This window comes from Streptomyces sp. NPDC104581 (assembly GCF_055583685.1).
Genome location: NZ_JBVJNN010000003.1, coordinates 271,494 through 286,409, shown reverse-complemented (window position 1 = coordinate 286,409; position 14,916 = coordinate 271,494). Strand labels below are relative to the sequence as shown.

The 14,916-nt window shown below is 72.0% G+C and carries 11 protein-coding genes; 5 read left to right on the top strand and 6 right to left on the bottom strand.

Features of this window, described 5'->3' with window-relative positions:
* Positions 1-110 precede the first annotated feature (110 nt).
* Both ACZ61E_RS04540 and ACZ61E_RS04535 read right to left on the bottom strand, forming a co-directional pair.
* On the bottom strand, positions 111-2,498 hold the full coding sequence (locus ACZ61E_RS04540) for a glycosyltransferase (protein ID WP_469697510.1): 2,388 nt from the start codon (positions 2,496-2,498) through the stop codon (positions 111-113).
* On the bottom strand, positions 2,495-4,021 hold the full coding sequence (locus tag ACZ61E_RS04535) for a glycosyltransferase family 29 protein (RefSeq protein WP_469697508.1): 1,527 nt from the start codon (positions 4,019-4,021) through the stop codon (positions 2,495-2,497). The genes ACZ61E_RS04540 and ACZ61E_RS04535 overlap by 4 nt, the downstream gene beginning before the upstream one ends.
* A gap of 222 nt (positions 4,022-4,243) precedes the next feature.
* Between ACZ61E_RS04535 and ACZ61E_RS04530 the strand changes: the two genes are divergently transcribed.
* From ACZ61E_RS04530 to ACZ61E_RS04520, 3 genes are all read left to right on the top strand, one after another.
* Positions 4,244-5,158: a Vgb family protein gene (locus ACZ61E_RS04530; protein ID WP_469697506.1), complete on the top strand. Its 915-nt coding sequence runs from the start codon at positions 4,244-4,246 to the stop codon at positions 5,156-5,158.
* Between the two features lie 214 nt (positions 5,159-5,372).
* On the top strand, positions 5,373-5,834 hold the full coding sequence (locus tag ACZ61E_RS04525; protein WP_469697504.1) for a DUF5707 domain-containing protein: 462 nt from the start codon (positions 5,373-5,375) through the stop codon (positions 5,832-5,834).
* Positions 5,835-6,113: 279 nt separating this feature from the next.
* Positions 6,114-7,061, top strand: a complete 948-nt coding sequence (locus tag ACZ61E_RS04520; RefSeq protein ID WP_469697502.1) for an MIP/aquaporin family protein — start codon at positions 6,114-6,116, stop codon at positions 7,059-7,061.
* A gap of 298 nt (positions 7,062-7,359) precedes the next feature.
* Here ACZ61E_RS04520 and ACZ61E_RS04515 read toward each other — a convergent pair whose 3' ends face one another.
* Positions 7,360-8,970: an acyl-CoA mutase large subunit family protein gene (locus ACZ61E_RS04515; RefSeq protein ID WP_469697577.1), complete on the bottom strand. Its 1,611-nt coding sequence runs from the start codon at positions 8,968-8,970 to the stop codon at positions 7,360-7,362.
* A 437-nt stretch (positions 8,971-9,407) separates the two neighbouring features.
* On the opposite strand from ACZ61E_RS04515, the gene ACZ61E_RS04510 reads away from it, so the two are divergent.
* A complete protein-coding gene (locus ACZ61E_RS04510) occupies positions 9,408-10,337 on the top strand; it encodes a L,D-transpeptidase family protein (RefSeq protein ID WP_469697500.1) in 930 nt (309 codons plus the stop codon).
* A gap of 288 nt (positions 10,338-10,625) precedes the next feature.
* Here ACZ61E_RS04510 and ACZ61E_RS04505 read toward each other — a convergent pair whose 3' ends face one another.
* The 3 genes from ACZ61E_RS04505 to ACZ61E_RS04495 all read right to left on the bottom strand — a co-directional run bounded on the left by ACZ61E_RS04505 (position 10,626) and on the right by ACZ61E_RS04495 (position 13,873).
* The gene (locus tag ACZ61E_RS04505) at positions 10,626-11,939 is read right to left on the bottom strand and encodes a hypothetical protein (protein ID WP_469697499.1); all 1,314 of its coding nucleotides are present in this window, start codon (positions 11,937-11,939) and stop codon (positions 10,626-10,628) included.
* Positions 11,939-12,673, bottom strand: coding sequence for an RNA polymerase sigma factor (locus tag ACZ61E_RS04500; protein WP_469697576.1), 735 nt, complete (start codon positions 12,671-12,673; stop codon positions 11,939-11,941). Before ACZ61E_RS04500 ends, ACZ61E_RS04505 begins: the two co-directional genes overlap by 1 nt.
* A 435-nt stretch (positions 12,674-13,108) precedes the next feature.
* On the bottom strand, positions 13,109-13,873 hold the full coding sequence (locus ACZ61E_RS04495; protein ID WP_469697497.1) for a polysaccharide lyase family 7 protein: 765 nt from the start codon (positions 13,871-13,873) through the stop codon (positions 13,109-13,111).
* A 193-nt stretch (positions 13,874-14,066) separates the two neighbouring features.
* Here ACZ61E_RS04495 and ACZ61E_RS04490 point away from each other — a divergent pair, with 193 nt between their 5' ends.
* Entirely contained in the window at positions 14,067-14,822 is a 756-nt protein-coding gene (locus ACZ61E_RS04490; RefSeq protein WP_469697496.1) for a DUF3159 domain-containing protein, read from the top strand.
* The last annotated feature ends 94 nt before the right edge of the window (positions 14,823-14,916 follow it).

Genomic DNA, 14,916 nt, shown 5'->3' with positions numbered 1-14,916 from the left:
CTCCCCCCCCCCCCCCCCCCCCCCCCCCCCCCCCCCCCCCCCCCCCCCCCCCCCCCCCCCCCCCCCCCCCCCCCCCCCCCCCCCCCCCCCGAGGCCGTACCACCTCCGCGTCAGCCCCCCAGAATCCCCCGCAGGTCGGCCGCGTTCGACTGCGTCACCTTCCACAGCTCCTGCTGCCTGCCGTGCACGTCGGCCACCGATCCGGCGTGGTCGTTCAGCAGCCCCAGCGCCCGCTCCGTCAGCAGGGCGCCGAGGTTCCGGTCGTGGACCGAGACACCCCACTCCGGCCGGTCGATGTCCTTGAGGAAGTACGCCATCTTCGGGTGCGAGATCAGCGAGATGATCGGGGTGCCGCAGCCGAACGGGATCATTCCCGCGTGGCCGCGCATGCCGATGACCAGCTTCGTACGGGCGTAGGTGTCCCGGATCGCGTCGTTGTCGAAGTCGTACATCGGGATGACCGGCAGCGAGATACCATGCTCGCGCCGCAGGTCGAACGCGATCTTCTCGTCGTCCAGCGAGTGCGCCACGCACAGGACCTCGGTGTGCTCGCCCAGTGCCCGTACGGCCTTGGCCGTCTCGGCCAGGAAGTGCGCGTAGTCGTGGCCGAAGCGCAGCCCCGCCCGGTCGTAGGCGGCGTTGATCATGACGGTGTTCTCGCGCTGCCCGGGGGCCGGGTCGGTCCAGCCGTCGACCAGCTGCCGGGTGACCGTGGTCGGGCAGGGCTGGAAGCGCACCTTGTCGTGGAGCGAGGCCGGCAGCAGCGCGCGGACCTTCTCGATCGAGCCGTGGTTGCGGAGCGCGAAGAACGCGCTGCGCTCGACCAGTTGGCGCAGGGACGAGTGGAAGCGCCCGGCCCGGTAGGACTGGCCGTCGAAGGCGTTGAAGCCGACCGCGTACACCACGATCGGCACGTCGATGCCGTTCAGGTTCTCGTCGGGGACGTTCCACTGCCAGGCGCTGTTGCCGTTCGGCGCGGTGTCCGGGATGAAGAGTCCGCCGCCGCCGATGACCAGCCCGCGCCGCTCGTTGACGCGGGCGAGCGCGGCCTTGTCGAAGAGGCGGTGGGCGTGGATCGAGTGCCAGCGGCGCGGCCCCGTCTCGGTGTCGGCGCCGCCGTTCGGGCCGGTGCTGGTGCCGACCGCGAGCCGTACGGACTCCGGCAGGAGCTTGTCACCGGCGTTGCCCTGCTGCGGCATGTAGAAGGCCACATGGGCGAGTTGGTCGCCGGGCGCGCCCTCGCGGGGGGCGGGCAGGTCGTGGTCCCGGGTCCGCAGCCGCATCAGCCGGTTGGACCGGTGCGTGGGGTCGACGGCCAGCCCCTCCATCGCGTACGCGTGCGCCGTCGCGTCGTCGCCATGGATCCAGGCGATCTGCGCGAGCCGCCCGAAGGACGTCGCGGCGCGGCCGGGCGAACCCGCCGCGAGGTGCAGCTGGACCCTGGCCTCGTCGTACCGGGAGACGCTCATCAGCGCGTGTCCCAGCACCTCGTGCGGCCAGGCGTCGTCGACCGGGATGTGCACGCGGGAGAGGATGTCGGCGGCCTCCTGGAAGCCGCCCGCGTTGATGTGCGCGTGCGCGACCTTGCGGGCGCTCTCGACGTCCCCGGTGCGCGCGACGTGCTCGGTGCCGTACTTGACCACCAGGTCGTGGTGCATCGTGCCGGAGACCGCCATGTACGCGGCGTAGAACTCCGCGTCCGACAGCTCGAACTCCCGCCAGCGGTCCTCGGCCTGGGTGTATCCGGCCTCGCCGCCCTGCCACGGCTTGTGGCGACCGGTGAAGTGCAGGATCGCGGTGTCGTCGGGGACCGGCTTGTCGCCGGAGAGCCGGCGCTTGACGAAGTTGTAGCGCGAGTCGAGCTGGACGAAGTCGCCGTCGAGCACCGAGTTGAGGATGCCCTGGTCGTGCTTGTCCAGCTCGTAGTCACCGCTGCGTCCGGTGGCGTCGATCCTCGCGCAGAACTCGTCGCTCAGGTACTCGCGCTGGATGACCAGCAGTCCGCTGTTGAGCTTGTGCTGCCCGTAGAAGAACTGCGGTACGGCGGCGAGACCCTCGCGGAGCCGGAGCAGTTCGGAGAGGTCACCGAGGACCACCATGTCGGTGTCGAGGGTGATGATCGTGTCGTAGTCGCGCAGCCGGAAGACGTCGAGGATGAAGTAGGCCTTGCGGACCAGGTAGTTGTTTTGGTCACCCTTCTCGTAGCTGTCGTAGCGCGCGGCGTCGACGCGGTGGAAGCGGATCCTGGGGTGCAGCGCGCGTATCGAGGCGACCGACTGGGGCCGCAGGTCGTCGTGGAGGACGACGAAGTCCTCGCACACACCCGGGTTGGACAGCGCGAGGCTGCGCAGCAGGGCGAGGAAGCCGGGCAGGTAGTTCTCGTCGACGAAGGACGCGAAGGCGAGACGTCGTTTGCCGGTCAGGGCGTTGGCGGACAGCGGCGCGGTGGCGGCCGCCGCGGCGGCGGGGCCGGCCGGGGCGTGGGGGGTGGCGGTCATCGCAGGGAGATCCTCGTGTCGGTCACGCTCCGGGCGCGTGCCATGACCCACGCCTTTTCGCTGGTGTACTCGTGCACGGACGTGATGGGCATCCGCATCGCCTCCTTGAGGCGGTAGGCACCGCTCTCGTAGAAGTCGAAGCCGATCAGGTCGAGCTTCGGGCTGACGTCCAGGAAGTCCAGCAGCCAGAGCATGTTGAAGCCGCTGGTCGGGATGGCGGGCCACTCCTCGTTGCCGACCCGGCCGATGTTGCGCAGCGGCCAGCGCAGTGACTCGTCGTTGACGTACGTCTGGGCGCCGGGCACGAGCCGGTTGCGCAGCGAGTTCTTCCAGTCGTTGGAGAGCCCGCCGAAGATCAGCCGGGTGGTGACCTGCTGGTCCCAGTTGAAGCCGTGCTTGTGGATGGAGGCGTGGATGTCGGTGCGCCTGCCGGTGGCCGCCGCGTCGATCCGGTACGAGTTGAAGCGGACCACCAGGTCGTAGGCGTCGATCTCGGCCCCGAGCGAACCGCGCCCGACGCTCTGGGAGTTGGCGATCAGACAGATGGACTTGCCCGCGATCTGGTTGCGGAACTCACCGAGGGTCAGCCACCGCACATCGCCGAAGGTGGGGTCGGGGACCGGGCCGCGCTGCCGGCGCAGGCGCATCTCGCCGTAGAGCGCGGCCAGCCGGCGGGTCTCCTCGACCGCTCCGCCGCCCGCGAGCCGCAGGTCGAGGTACTGCCCGATGGAGACCTGGAGGTCCGTCACGGGGCTGCCGTCGCCGCGCATCGCGAGCAGCGCGCCGATCAGCCGCGCCTCGGCGCCGGCGGTGTCTCCCGCCGCGTGCAGTTCGACGCCCTCGGCCCAGATGTCGGTGGCGGGGCCGTCCGCGTACACCGCCGCCTGCGGGCAGCCTCGTTCGAGCAGCCGCAGGATCTCGTCCTGCTTCTCGCCACCGCTGCGCAGTCCGGCGATGCGGGGTGCGACACCGAACCCGTCCTCCTCGGTGAGGGCGAGGTAGCGCTCGTACGCGGCGATGGTCGCCGGCTCGTCGCCCATGGCCTCCAGCGTGCGGGCGCGCAGCCGCCAGCCGGCGCGGGAGTTCTTGCGCTGGGTCAGGACGGCGTCGCTGATGAGCAGCGAGAGCCGCAGCTCGTCGTCGTAGCCGCACTCCAGTGCCTTGTTGCCGACGGCCAGCAGCGCGTCCAGCAGTTCACCGCTCAGCGAGCCGGTGCCCCCGGTGACCACCTTCTTGGCCGCGCGCCGGATGAGCGGCGTCGCGGCGGCGGCGGGGGCGCTGTCGCCGGCTTCGGCGGCGTGGGCGGCCAGTACGAGGCGCAGCTTCTCGGCGAGTTCGGCGCGCTTGCGGTCGAGGCCGGCGACCAGCTTCCCGCTGTGCACGGCGCAGGCACGCAGACACACGTCCAGCTCGGTCGGCGTGACCCGGTCCCCCCGGCCCGGGATCTGCCCCGCCCCGTCGGGAGGCCCGGCCGGGCCGTCCCCGTCGCGCGGCCTGAGCCATCGGTTGCGGACCTTCGTCATGGTGCTCCCAGCGTCTGTCTGCCCCGCGATCAGGTTGCGGGTCGGCGACAGGCTAGGAAACCCGCGCGACGGGAAGGTGAACTGACCGCGTCGGCGGATGGAACGCCGGGAGCCCGAAAAACGGTTGCGGGGGAGGTGCCGTGGTGGGGAGGGTGCGGGGCCGGACCCGCCCCTGCGCGGGTGACCGCGGTCGCCCCGCAGCCGTCCTGGAAGGACTCCCCAGTGTCTCGTCATGACGCCGCATCCGCCCCCGTCACCGTCCGTGAGGTCCCCCTGGCGGACGCCGGCTCCGGTCCGTACGGCATCGCGGCGGGCCCGGACGGCGCGCTCTGGGTGACGCTGGTGCACAGCGGCTCGATCGCCCGCCTCGGACCGGACGGCGGGGTGACCCGGTACGAGGTGGCGGGCCCGGACCCGTCGGCCGCCCGCCCGATGGTGATCACACCGGGCCCGGACGGCGCCCTGTGGTTCACGCTCAACGAGGCGAACGCAGTCGGCCGTCTCACCGTCGACGGGGAGGGCTCGTCGTACGCCGTACCGACGCCCGGCAGCGGGCCGTACGGCATCACGCCCGGACCGGACGGCGCGCTCTGGTTCACCTCGATGAACACCGACCGGATCGACCGTGTCACGGTCGACGGGGTGATCACCGAGTTCCCGCTGCCCGTCGGGGGCGGCTACCCCTCCGCGATCACGGCGGGCCCGGACGGCGCGCTCTGGTTCACGCTCAACCAGGCGAACGCGGTCGGCCGCGTCACCGTGGCCGGGGACGTCACCCTGCACGCCCTGCCGACCCCGGGCGCCGGCCCGGTCGGGATCACGTCCGACGGCGAGGCGCTGTGGTTCGTCGAGATTGTCGCGGGGCAGATCGGCCGGATCTCCGTGACGGGCGGGGTGTCGGAGTTCCCACTGCCGGACCGGGCGGCCAGGCCCCACGCGATCACCGCCGTGGGCGCGGGCGACTGCTGGTTCACGGAGTGGGGCACGGGCCGCGTGGGCCGTGTCACCGGGGAGGGCGGGATCGCGGTGCACGACCTGCCGTCGCCGTCCTCTGAGCCGCACGGCATCACGGTGGGCGCGGACGGCTCGCTGTGGGTGGCGCTGGAGACGGGCGCGGTGGCGCGGGTGGGGAGCTGAGGTCCACCCCGGAGGAACGAGGGCCGGGCCCCGGCTCTACCTCAGGTCGGACGTCCCGGTCATCCCGTGGCCGGACGCCCGCCGGACTTCGCGGTCCTAGTTTGGGAGCACGCCGGAACGCTCCGGAGGGCGCCGGGCCGGTCCCGCCGGCCGCGGGCGCCGCCACCCCGCTCACCGGTTCCGGACCCGCTGACGTCCTTGAGGAGGATGTTCCATGTCCGGAATCTCCGTGCGTGCCGCCCTGGTGTCCCTCGGCGGCGCCGCCGTCGTCGCCGGTGTGGCGGTGGCCGGTATGGCGGCGGCCACCGCGCCCTCCCGGCCGGCGGTGGAGAACGCGTCGGCGCGGTTCGTGGCACCGTCGGGCGACTCGTGGGGCGCGTTCGCCTTCGCCGCGGACGTGGCCGACGACTCGGGCATCGAGAACCTCACGGTGCTGGCGTGGCCGAAGTCCTCGGGCCCCGGCGTGACGGCGGAGGAGATGGAGCACGTCGAGGAGGCCGCGGTCTGCGAGCGCGTCGACGACGAGAAGTCCACGTGCGGCTACACGCTGCGGATCACGGATCGGGAGGCGGCGGAGATGGAGAGGGGCGAGTGGACGGTCTCCGCGCTGCTCACGGCGCGGGACGGCGGGAAGAGGTTCGTGCCCGAGGCCGCGACCGCCACTCTCGACTTCTGACGGGCGGTCACCGCCGGCTGTCCACGCCCGTCGCCGAACGGACGAACCACCCGCGCGAGTTGGCGCGCGGGCACCGCGCCCGGCGGGCCGGCCGTCCGTCGTTCCCCCCGGTGAGGGGCCCGGGCGGCGGCGTTTGGTGCGTCCGAATGAGGTCCTCACGGCACTCGTGGTCGTGGCGCGTCGCTGCCGGGCCCACCCGGTCGGCTGACATTAAGGTGCGAGCGCGGGGAGGGGACCCAGCCGCGTTTCGGCGCACCGGACGACAGCCTAAGAGGACCCATGGCCGTAGAGATTCCACCCCTGATCAAGCCCTCGAATTTCAGGCAACGGGCAACTCTCGGAGGCGAGTGCCTGGCAGAGTTCCTCGGCACGTTCGTACTCATCGCCTTCGGTACCGGTGTCGTGGCGATGGCCGTCGCGGCCCTGCCCGGATCGGGCCGCACGGCGGGACCCACCACCTTCTTCATCAGCTCGGGTGACTGGCTGCTCATCACCTGGGGCTGGGCGATGGCCGTGGTCTTCGGGGTGTACGTCGCCGGCGGTGTCAGCGGGGCGCACATCAACCCGGCGGTGACCCTGGCCTTCGCGGTACGCCGCAAGTTCGCCTGGGCGAAGGTCCTCCCCTACATGGGGTCGCAGCTCGCCGGGGCGTTCGTCGGAGCCGCGCTCGTCTACTGGGTGTACGGCGACGCGATCAACGCCTTCGACGCCGCGATGAAGGGCCCGAAGACCAACGGTCACACGCTCGCGTCGTTCTCCATCTTCGGCACGTTCCCGGCGCCGTACTTCAACGGCGGCATCTGGGGGCCGCTGCTCGACCAGATCGTCGGCACCGCGTTCCTGGTGATGTTCATCGTCGCCGTCGTCGACCTGCGCAACACGGCCGTGAAGGCCAACCTCGGTCCGCTGATCATCGGGTTCGCCGTCGCGGCGATCGGCATGTCCTACGGCGCGAACGCCGGCTACGCGATCAACCCGGCCCGTGACCTCGGCCCGCGCCTGCTCACCTGGGCCGCAGGCTGGGGGGATCTGGCGATGCCCGGCTCGCTGGCCGGGGCGTTCAGCGACTACTGGTGGATCCCCATCGTCGGCCCGCTGATCGGCGGCGTGATCGGTGTGCTGCTGTACGACCTGTTCATCGGCGATGTCCTGCACATCAGGGCGCAGCGCGCCATCCCCCAGGAGGTGGGCGACACCCGGCCCGAGAAGGGCACGGACGAGCCCTAGGTGGTGTCTTCGGAGTCCCGCCCGGCCCGCGCCGCGGGCGGACGGCGCTCCTGTGAAGACACGACCTGGAACGACCACGCCGATCGGGCGGGTACGGACGGGAGGACCCCGTCCGTACCCGCCCGTCGGTCTTGCTAAGGGCTGTCCCGTGATCCCCGGTGGATCAGCGCGTGGCGTCAGATGCGGTGCGTCGCAAGGCGGAGGGTCGTCCTCATACTGGGCGTATGCGGGCGATCCGACAACGCGGCGAGGCGCCGTAGCTGTCGTCGCGCGCCCGCCGGGGATTACGGGACAGCCCTTAGAACACCTCGGCCGGCTCGTACGCGCCCCACACCTCCCGCAGGGCGTCGCACACCTCGCCCACCGTCGCCCGCGCCCCGAGCGCCCGCTTCATCGGGTGGAGCACGTTGTCCGTCTCCCCCTCCGCCGCCCGCCGCAGCTCCGACAGCGCCGCGTCGACCTCACCCTGGTCGCGCTCCGCGCGCAGCGTGGCCAGCCGGGCCGCCTGCCGGGCCTCGATCGCGGGGTCGACGCGCAGCGGTTCGTACGGCTCCTCCTCGTCCAGCCGGTAGCGGTTGACGCCGACGACGACGCGCTCCCCGCTCTCCGTCGCGCGCGCCACGGCGTACGCGCTCCGCTCGATCTCGCCTTTCTGGAAGCCGCGTTCGACGGCCTCGGCCGCGCCGCCGAGTTCCTCGACGCGGGCCATCAGGGCCAGTGCCGCCGCCTCCACGTCGTCCGTCATCCTCTCCACGGCGTACGAGCCGGCGAACGGGTCGACGGTCGCGGTGACATCGGTCTCGTACGCGAGCACCTGCTGGGTACGCAGCGCGAGGCGCGCCGACTTGTCCGTCGGCAGCGCGATCGCCTCGTCGAAGGAGTTCGTGTGCAGCGACTGCGTACCGCCGAGGACGGCGGCCAGCCCCTGCACCGCGACGCGAACGAGGTTCACCTCGGGCTGCTGCGCCGTGAGCTGCACGCCCGCCGTCTGCGTGTGGAAGCGGAGCATCAGTGACCTGGGATTGCGCGCGCCGAATTCCTCGCGCATCACCCTGGCCCAAATGCGGCGCGCGGCACGGAATTTGGCCACTTCTTCGAGAATCGTCGTACGCGCGACGAAGAAGAAGGAGAGCCGGGGCGCGAAGTCGTCCACGTCCATTCCGGCGGCGAGGGCCGTACGGACGTATTCGATACCGTCGGCCAGCGTGAACGCGATCTCCTGCGCGGGTGTCGCCCCGGCCTCCGCCATGTGATAGCCGGAGATCGAGATCGTGTTCCAGCGGGGCAGCTCCGTCCGGCAGTACCGGAAGATGTCCGCGATCAGCCGCAGTGAGGGTTTCGGCGGGAAGATGTAGGTGCCGCGCGCGATGTACTCCTTGAGCACGTCGTTCTGCACGGTGCCGGTGAGCGCCGCCGCGGGTACGCCCCGCTCCTCGGCGACCAGTTGGTAGAGCAGCAGCAGGAGTGCGGCCGGCGCGTTGATCGTCATCGACGTGGAGACCCGGTCGAGCGGGATCCCGTCGAAGAGGATCCGCATGTCGTCGATGGAGTCGATCGCGACGCCGACCCTGCCGACCTCGCCGCTCGCGATCGGCGCGTCGCTGTCGTGGCCCATCTGGGTGGGCAGGTCGAAGGCGACGGAGAGGCCGGTGGTGCCGTGGGCGATCAGCTGCCGGTAACGGGCGTTGGACTCGGCGGCGGTGCCGAAGCCCGCGTACTGGCGCATGGTCCACGGGCGGCCGGTGTACATCGACGGGTACACCCCGCGGGTGTACGGGTACGAGCCCGGGTCGCCGAGCCGCTCGGCCGGGTCCCAGCCGGACAGCGCCGCGGGGCCGTAGACCGGCTCGATCGGCAGACCGCTCTCCGTCCGCCGTACCGCCGCTTGCTCACCGGGCCCCTGCGCCATCCGCTCCGCCTCCGCCGCTCCGCTCGGGGTTGTCGTCGCGTCCATCATGCGGGCGCCGAAGGCACCGCGACATGAGCCTCACGGAGTGTCGGGCCCGCTTCCGGCGGGGATTCGGCGGACCGCTTCCGGTTTCGGCCTTCCGGCTAATGCGTGGTTGCGCGGGACGGCGTCCGTCAGGAAAGCTCATCCGTCGAGACGTGCTTTCCTTTCGCGCCTCCCGGGGTGAAATTCCGCTGCCCGGAAGTTTTTACGCGAAGACCTGCCCGACCCGGGCAACCGGAACGGCTCCTGAGAAGTCTCAGGAGTTGCGTGCCGACTGAACGGACCGGCACGGCCGCTCGACACGACCGTTCTGTACGACCGCCCGGCACGACGACCGTTCGCCGTGCTCGCCGTACTCGCCATCGGACAGCTCAGTGGCAGACAGGGGGACGAAGTTGCCCACATCATCAACGCGACCGGGGACGCGCGCGCGTACGTCCGCACTCCGCGCCGCGGTCGCCACGGGCGCCGTGCTCGCGGTCACCGCCGGCTGTTCGGCGCAGGTGGTGACCGATCCGGCGGGCGCCGCCGACGACAGGAAGGGCAGCGGCGCCGGGGTGCGGATCGAGCCGGCCGCACCCGCGTCCAGCAGCCCCCCGGAGAAACCGGCCGCCGCGTCGAAGCCGCCGGCCACACCGTCCGCGGCGCCGTCGAGAACGGCGGCCGAGAAGCCCGCGCCGCCGAAGCCGGAGATCCTGCTGGCGACCGGCTCCGAGGGCGACCGGGTACGGGAACTCCAGGCCAGGCTCCGCCAGATCGCCCACTTCGACCGCGCCCCCACCGGCTACTACGGCACGGTCACGGCCGAGGCGGTCTCGTCCTTCCAGGCCAAGCGCGGCCTGCCGCGCACCGGCGCGACGGACACCGTCACCTGGGGGCGGCTGCTCGGGATGACGAAGAAGCCGACGCCCGCCCAGCTGCGCCCGCCCGCCGCCGAGAAGCCCAAGCCGCCGAAACCGGACGAGCGGTGCATGACGGGCAGGGTGCTGTGCATCAGCAAGACCAGCCGGTCGCTGTCCTGGATGATCGACGGCAAGGTGATGTCGACGATGGACGTGCGGTTCGGCTCGCAGTACACACCGACGCGCGAGGGCGTGTTCAAGGTGGGCTGGAAGTCCCGGGACCATGTCTCGACGCTGTACGACACCCCGATGCCGTACGCGATGTTCTTCAGCGGCGGCCAGGCGGTGCACTACTCGGCGGACTTCGCGGCCAACGGCTACAGCGGGGCCTCGCACGGATGCGTCAACGTACGTGACAAGAAGAAGATCGCCTCGCTCTTCGACCAGGTGCGGACCGGCGACAAGGTCGTCGTCTACTGGTAGCGGGCCGGCGCGGCGGACCGTCGAAGCGCACCCGTGCGGGAGTTGAGGGGTTTCACGCCAAAACGGGGGCGACCCGGGGGACGGGGTTGACGGCGGGGATGAGAGGCGCGGGCGGGACCGGGGGAACGTATCCCGCCCGCGCCAACTGTGCGTCGAGCCGAAGGTACGGGGGGAACCCCGGCTCTGACGCGGCCGATGACCAGTCGGCTCACTCTCTACTGCGTCGCCGGGTGAAAAAACGTCACACCCGGATCCGAGGGGCCGATCGTGGCCGAAAATCGCGGTCGACTACGGGGCGGAGAGGCCGGGCCCGGAGTCCGGGGCGGGCGTCGGCGCGGGCGGTCCGCCCGCGCCGGTGTCCGGGTCCGGCCCGCTGTCCGGGCCGGGGGCGGAGCCGGTGTCCGCCTCGTCGTCCGCGCCGACGCCGGGCGTCGCCGGGAGCAGGGGCGGCGGGTTCACGTCATCGGTCCCACCGGCGCCACTGGCACCGGAAGTCGGCGGCGGCATCCCGATCGTCTCGCCGTAGTCACCGCCCGGCCATCCGCTCGGCGGCGCCGACGAGCCACCGTTGCCGAAGCCGCCGGTCCCGCCGTTTCCGCCGCCGATCCCACCACCGGTCCCGCCGCCGTGGGGCGGACCTCCCTCGGAGGGGCCGCCGATCTGCGGGCCGTTGCCGCCGCTGTTGCCGTTGCCGGGCGCGCCCTCGTTGTGGCCGTCGTCGCCCGGGTCGTCGACCAGCAGCTGCGCGCAGTAGCGGGTGACGGCGTGCGGCCCCTTGGCCGCGCTCTCCAGGAGCTTCTTCTTTCCGGGGGCGATGGTGCCGTTGCGGTACTCGTGGCACGCCTGGACGAGCTTGGCGTACCACTTCTCGCCGTCGCCGTTCTTCCAGCCGTTGCCCGAGGACGTCTGGCCCTGCTCTCCCTCGCGCCGGTGCGCGGGACCGCCCGCCGTGTCCTCTCCGGTGGCGGAGCCGGAGGCGCCGGGGACCCCGGGGCCCGCGTCCGTACTGCCCGGCAGATCCTCCGGGGTGGCCGGGGGGAGGCTGTCGCTCGGCGTGTCGGACACCAGGGGCGACGGTGTCACCACGCCCGAGACGGAGTTCGTCGGCTGTGGCGAGCTCTCACCGGCGGAGGGTGCGTACAGATAACCGGCTCCGGCGGCCACACCGCTGAGCGCGCATCCGGCCATGGCCGCGGCCAGTCCCAGCCGCAGCGGGCGGCCGAAGCGCGGGACCCGCTCCCCGCCGCGCCCGGAACCGAGCCGTACGGTCCCGATGCCGTCGGCGGGGTCGACGGCCCTGCCCCGGCCGGAGGAAACGGTTCGGCCCGCCGTTCCGACGGACTGCCGGAAGGCGGCGAGCGCGGCGGCCTCACCGGGCAGTTCGCCCGAGGCCCCGGCCCGGTACGCGCCGTTGGCCGTGACCGCCTCGGCCTTCGCGTCGGCCGTCCGTCCCGCGTACGCGGCGTACGCGATCTCCTCCAGCACCCTGGCAAGCCGGTCGGCCTGCGCCTGGGCGTGCATGTCGGCGGTCTCGACCTGCCGGCCGCGCAGCAGAAGCTCCGCGACGCCGTGGTCGAGCCACGTCTCACGCTCGTGCCCCATCACATGTCCTTCTGCGTCCCCGGCGGCGAATGCGTCACACCGGCGGGCTCGGGAGCTCCGGGGTGCCGACCGCGCTGAGGCGGTACGGATCGCAGCTCCAGGCCGTTCGCCGCGCCGCCGCGCGCGGTGCGGTCGGCACTGTCCGGACCCGCCGGTTCCTCACCGTACTCCGGGTCCTCCGGATCGTCCGCGCCGAGGAGCTCGGCCAGCCGCTTGAGGCCGCGGTGCGCCGCCGTCCGTACGGCTCCGGGCCGCTTGCCGAGCGTGCGCGCGGCGCTCTTCGCGTCGAGCCCGACCACGACGCGCAGCACGACGGCCTCGGCCTGGTCCTGCGGCAGTTGGGCGATCAGCGCCATCGTCGAACCGGTCGACAGGGCCTCCATGGCCTCGTCTGCGGTGTCCGAATCGGCCGCCTTGCCCGCCAGCTCCGTCTCGTCGCTCCCGGACGCCGGGCGCCTGCCCCGCATCCGTATGTGGTCCAGGGCGCGGTTCCTGGCTATCCGCGCGGTCCAGCCGCGGAAGCGGTCGGCGTCGCCACTGAAGCGTTCGAGGTCCCTGGCTATCTGAAGCCATGCCTCGGAAGCCACGTCCTCGGCATCAGGCTCGCCGACGAGCGTTCGTATGTAGGCCAACAACCGCGGGTGCACGGCGCGGTACACAGTCCGGAACGCGTCCTCGTTCCCGTCCTGTGCCGCGAGCACCGCGGCGGTGAGCTCCGCGTCGTCCCCCAGCACTCCACTCAACCCGTCCTGAATCGCAGCTGGTCACTGCCGCGCGCCCCCACGCGCTCCTGCACGCTACGGCCTCTCGGATGTCCAAGTCCATAATTTGTACAACCGGCAACAACCTGCCTTCCGGCCTCGGTGTGACAGAAAACGCTCTCCCGGCGCTGACATGAGTACGGGGCCGCGAAGCGTCCCCGCCGGACGGCGACCGGGGCCTCTCCTGTGGGGGGTGGCGGCCCCGGTCGTCCTCTCCACCCCGCCGCCTGAGCAGGAAGGCGCGGAGTGCGGGCCGTTGGACGGCCGACGCGTGACCGGCCCGGCCGGGTGTCCTCCTCCCCGGCCGGTGAGCCCGGGTCACGCCTGTGTGACGTGCGTCACGATCCGGCTCCGATCCTCCGGGACGGTGCCCGACCGTGCCGGGGAGCCGGAAGGCGAGAGCCGGGCTCAGGAATGGGCGACGGCCAGTTTGTAGACGCTCACCTGCCCGTGGTTGGAGCTGCCGCACGGGGAGGAGTTGCCGCAGTTGGCCTGGGTGTAGGCACCGGCCTTGAAGTAGTTCCCGGACGCCGTGTGCGAGATGGTCGTCTGGAGGACGCCGTTGTAGTAGGCCCTGATCTTGCCGCCGCCGACGACGAACTTGCCCTCGTAGACGGTGTTCAGCGCGTAGTCGCCGGTCACCAGCTTGTGGTGGGTGTCGTCGCCCTTGGTGACGTAGAGGCTGGTGCCCTCCAGGCGGAACGTCGTGACGTCGTCGTCGCCGTCGTGGATCTGAGCGCCGACGACGTGCGGCTTGCCGGCGGGGAGCTTGTTGAACGCCTCGCGGAAGGTCAGGGTGTGCGTGCCGGACGTGGCGGACCACGCGGCGTTCGATGTGCCGTCACCGGTCATCTCGCGCAGTTCGGAGCGCGGGTAGCCGGATCCCGACGTGGTCACCCCGTTGACGGCGGCACGGAACTGCACACCGGTGCAGGCGGAGTTCACCCTGAACCACGGGTCCGAGGAGAAGGTGTCCAGCGCCGGCTGCTTGACCTCGGTCGGCGACTCCTCCGCCCCCGTCGGCAGGGTGACCTTCCAGTTGGCCAGGTCGAGCTGTTGGGCGGGGTGGTCGCAGGGGGCGACCGCGGTGGCGGTGCCCGCCGTGACGAGGGAGGCGGCCAGCGCGCAGAGCGTGGCCAGGCCCGTTGCGGTGATCTCGCGAATACGGCTCATGCGTCCAGTATCCGGCCCCAACTCCGTTGCCGGAAGCAGCAGTTGACAGCCACAGCCGTTGTGCGACGTTCCGCCGGGAAGTCCGGGACATCGGCGGGAACGGCACAAGGCCCGGGATTGCGGGCTCTGGTGAGGGGAAGCCGGTGTGCACGAACAGCCCGAACCGCTCCCCACACGATTGAGCTGATGACGCATGACCGACCTCATCCCCCCTCCCGGCGAGAAGACCCGCACCGGCGCGAGGCACACACAGGCCGACGCGATCCGGCCGCCGGCGGGTGAACCCGCCACGCCCCCGCGCAAGACGGTGCTGGAACAGTGGGGCGGCACATCGGGAATGATCTACATGACGCTCCCGGTCGTCGCGTTCGTCGTCGCGAACTCGCTCCTCGGCCTCAACGGCGCCATCGTCACCGCCATCGGCGTCGCGCTGGCCATCACAGCCGTCCGCCTCATCCGCAAGGAGTCCCTCGCCCCCGCCCTCAACGGCCTCTCCGGCGTCGCCGTCGCGGCCGGCATCTCCTGGTGGACCGGATCCGCCAAGGACTACTTCCTGGTGGGCATCTGGCTGAGCCTGGCGGGCGCCGTCCTGTTCGTCGCCTCCGTCCTCGTACGCCGCCCGCTGGCCGGCCTGCTCTGGAACGCCATCAGGGGCCAGGACAACACCTGGCGCGAGGACAAGGTCTCCCGCCGCTACTACGACGTCGCCACCCTCGCCCTGGCCGCCGTCTTCGCCTCCCGCTTCGTCGTCCAGCAGTGGCTCTACGACTCCGACGAGACGGGCTGGCTCGGCTTCGCCAAGATCGCCATGGGCTACCCCCTGCTCGGCCTCGCCCTCCTCGTCGTCGCCTGGGCGGCCCGCCGCTCCAACCAGCGTCTCCAGGCCCTCGCACAGTCGGCGGGCACCGGCCGGCACCACGCCGGGACCGCCGCGAACACCTACCGCTGACAACCGCTCGTGCGTCGCCCCACCGCGCCGGCCGGCCGGCCCCCCGTGGGCCGGTACCGGCCCACGGCGCGGCGGGCGGCCTCACCGCGGCGTG

Bases quoted from the DNA above. Each gene is read 5' to 3' on its own strand.
- ACZ61E_RS04540 (WP_469697510.1), bottom strand. From the start codon at position 2,498: ATGACCGCCACCCCCCACGCCCCGGCCGGCCCCGCCGCCGCGGCGGCC.
- ACZ61E_RS04535 (WP_469697508.1), bottom strand. From the start codon at position 4,021: ATGACGAAGGTCCGCAACCGATGGCTCAGGCCGCGCGACGGGGACGGC.
- ACZ61E_RS04525 (WP_469697504.1), top strand. From the start codon at position 5,373: ATGTCCGGAATCTCCGTGCGTGCCGCCCTGGTGTCCCTCGGCGGCGCC.
- ACZ61E_RS04520 (WP_469697502.1), top strand. From the start codon at position 6,114: ATGGCCGTAGAGATTCCACCCCTGATCAAGCCCTCGAATTTCAGGCAA.
- ACZ61E_RS04515 (WP_469697577.1), bottom strand. From the start codon at position 8,970: ATGGCGCAGGGGCCCGGTGAGCAAGCGGCGGTACGGCGGACGGAGAGC.
- ACZ61E_RS04505 (WP_469697499.1), bottom strand. From the start codon at position 11,939: ATGGGGCACGAGCGTGAGACGTGGCTCGACCACGGCGTCGCGGAGCTT.
- ACZ61E_RS04495 (WP_469697497.1), bottom strand. From the start codon at position 13,873: ATGAGCCGTATTCGCGAGATCACCGCAACGGGCCTGGCCACGCTCTGC.
- ACZ61E_RS04490 (WP_469697496.1), top strand. From the start codon at position 14,067: ATGACCGACCTCATCCCCCCTCCCGGCGAGAAGACCCGCACCGGCGCG.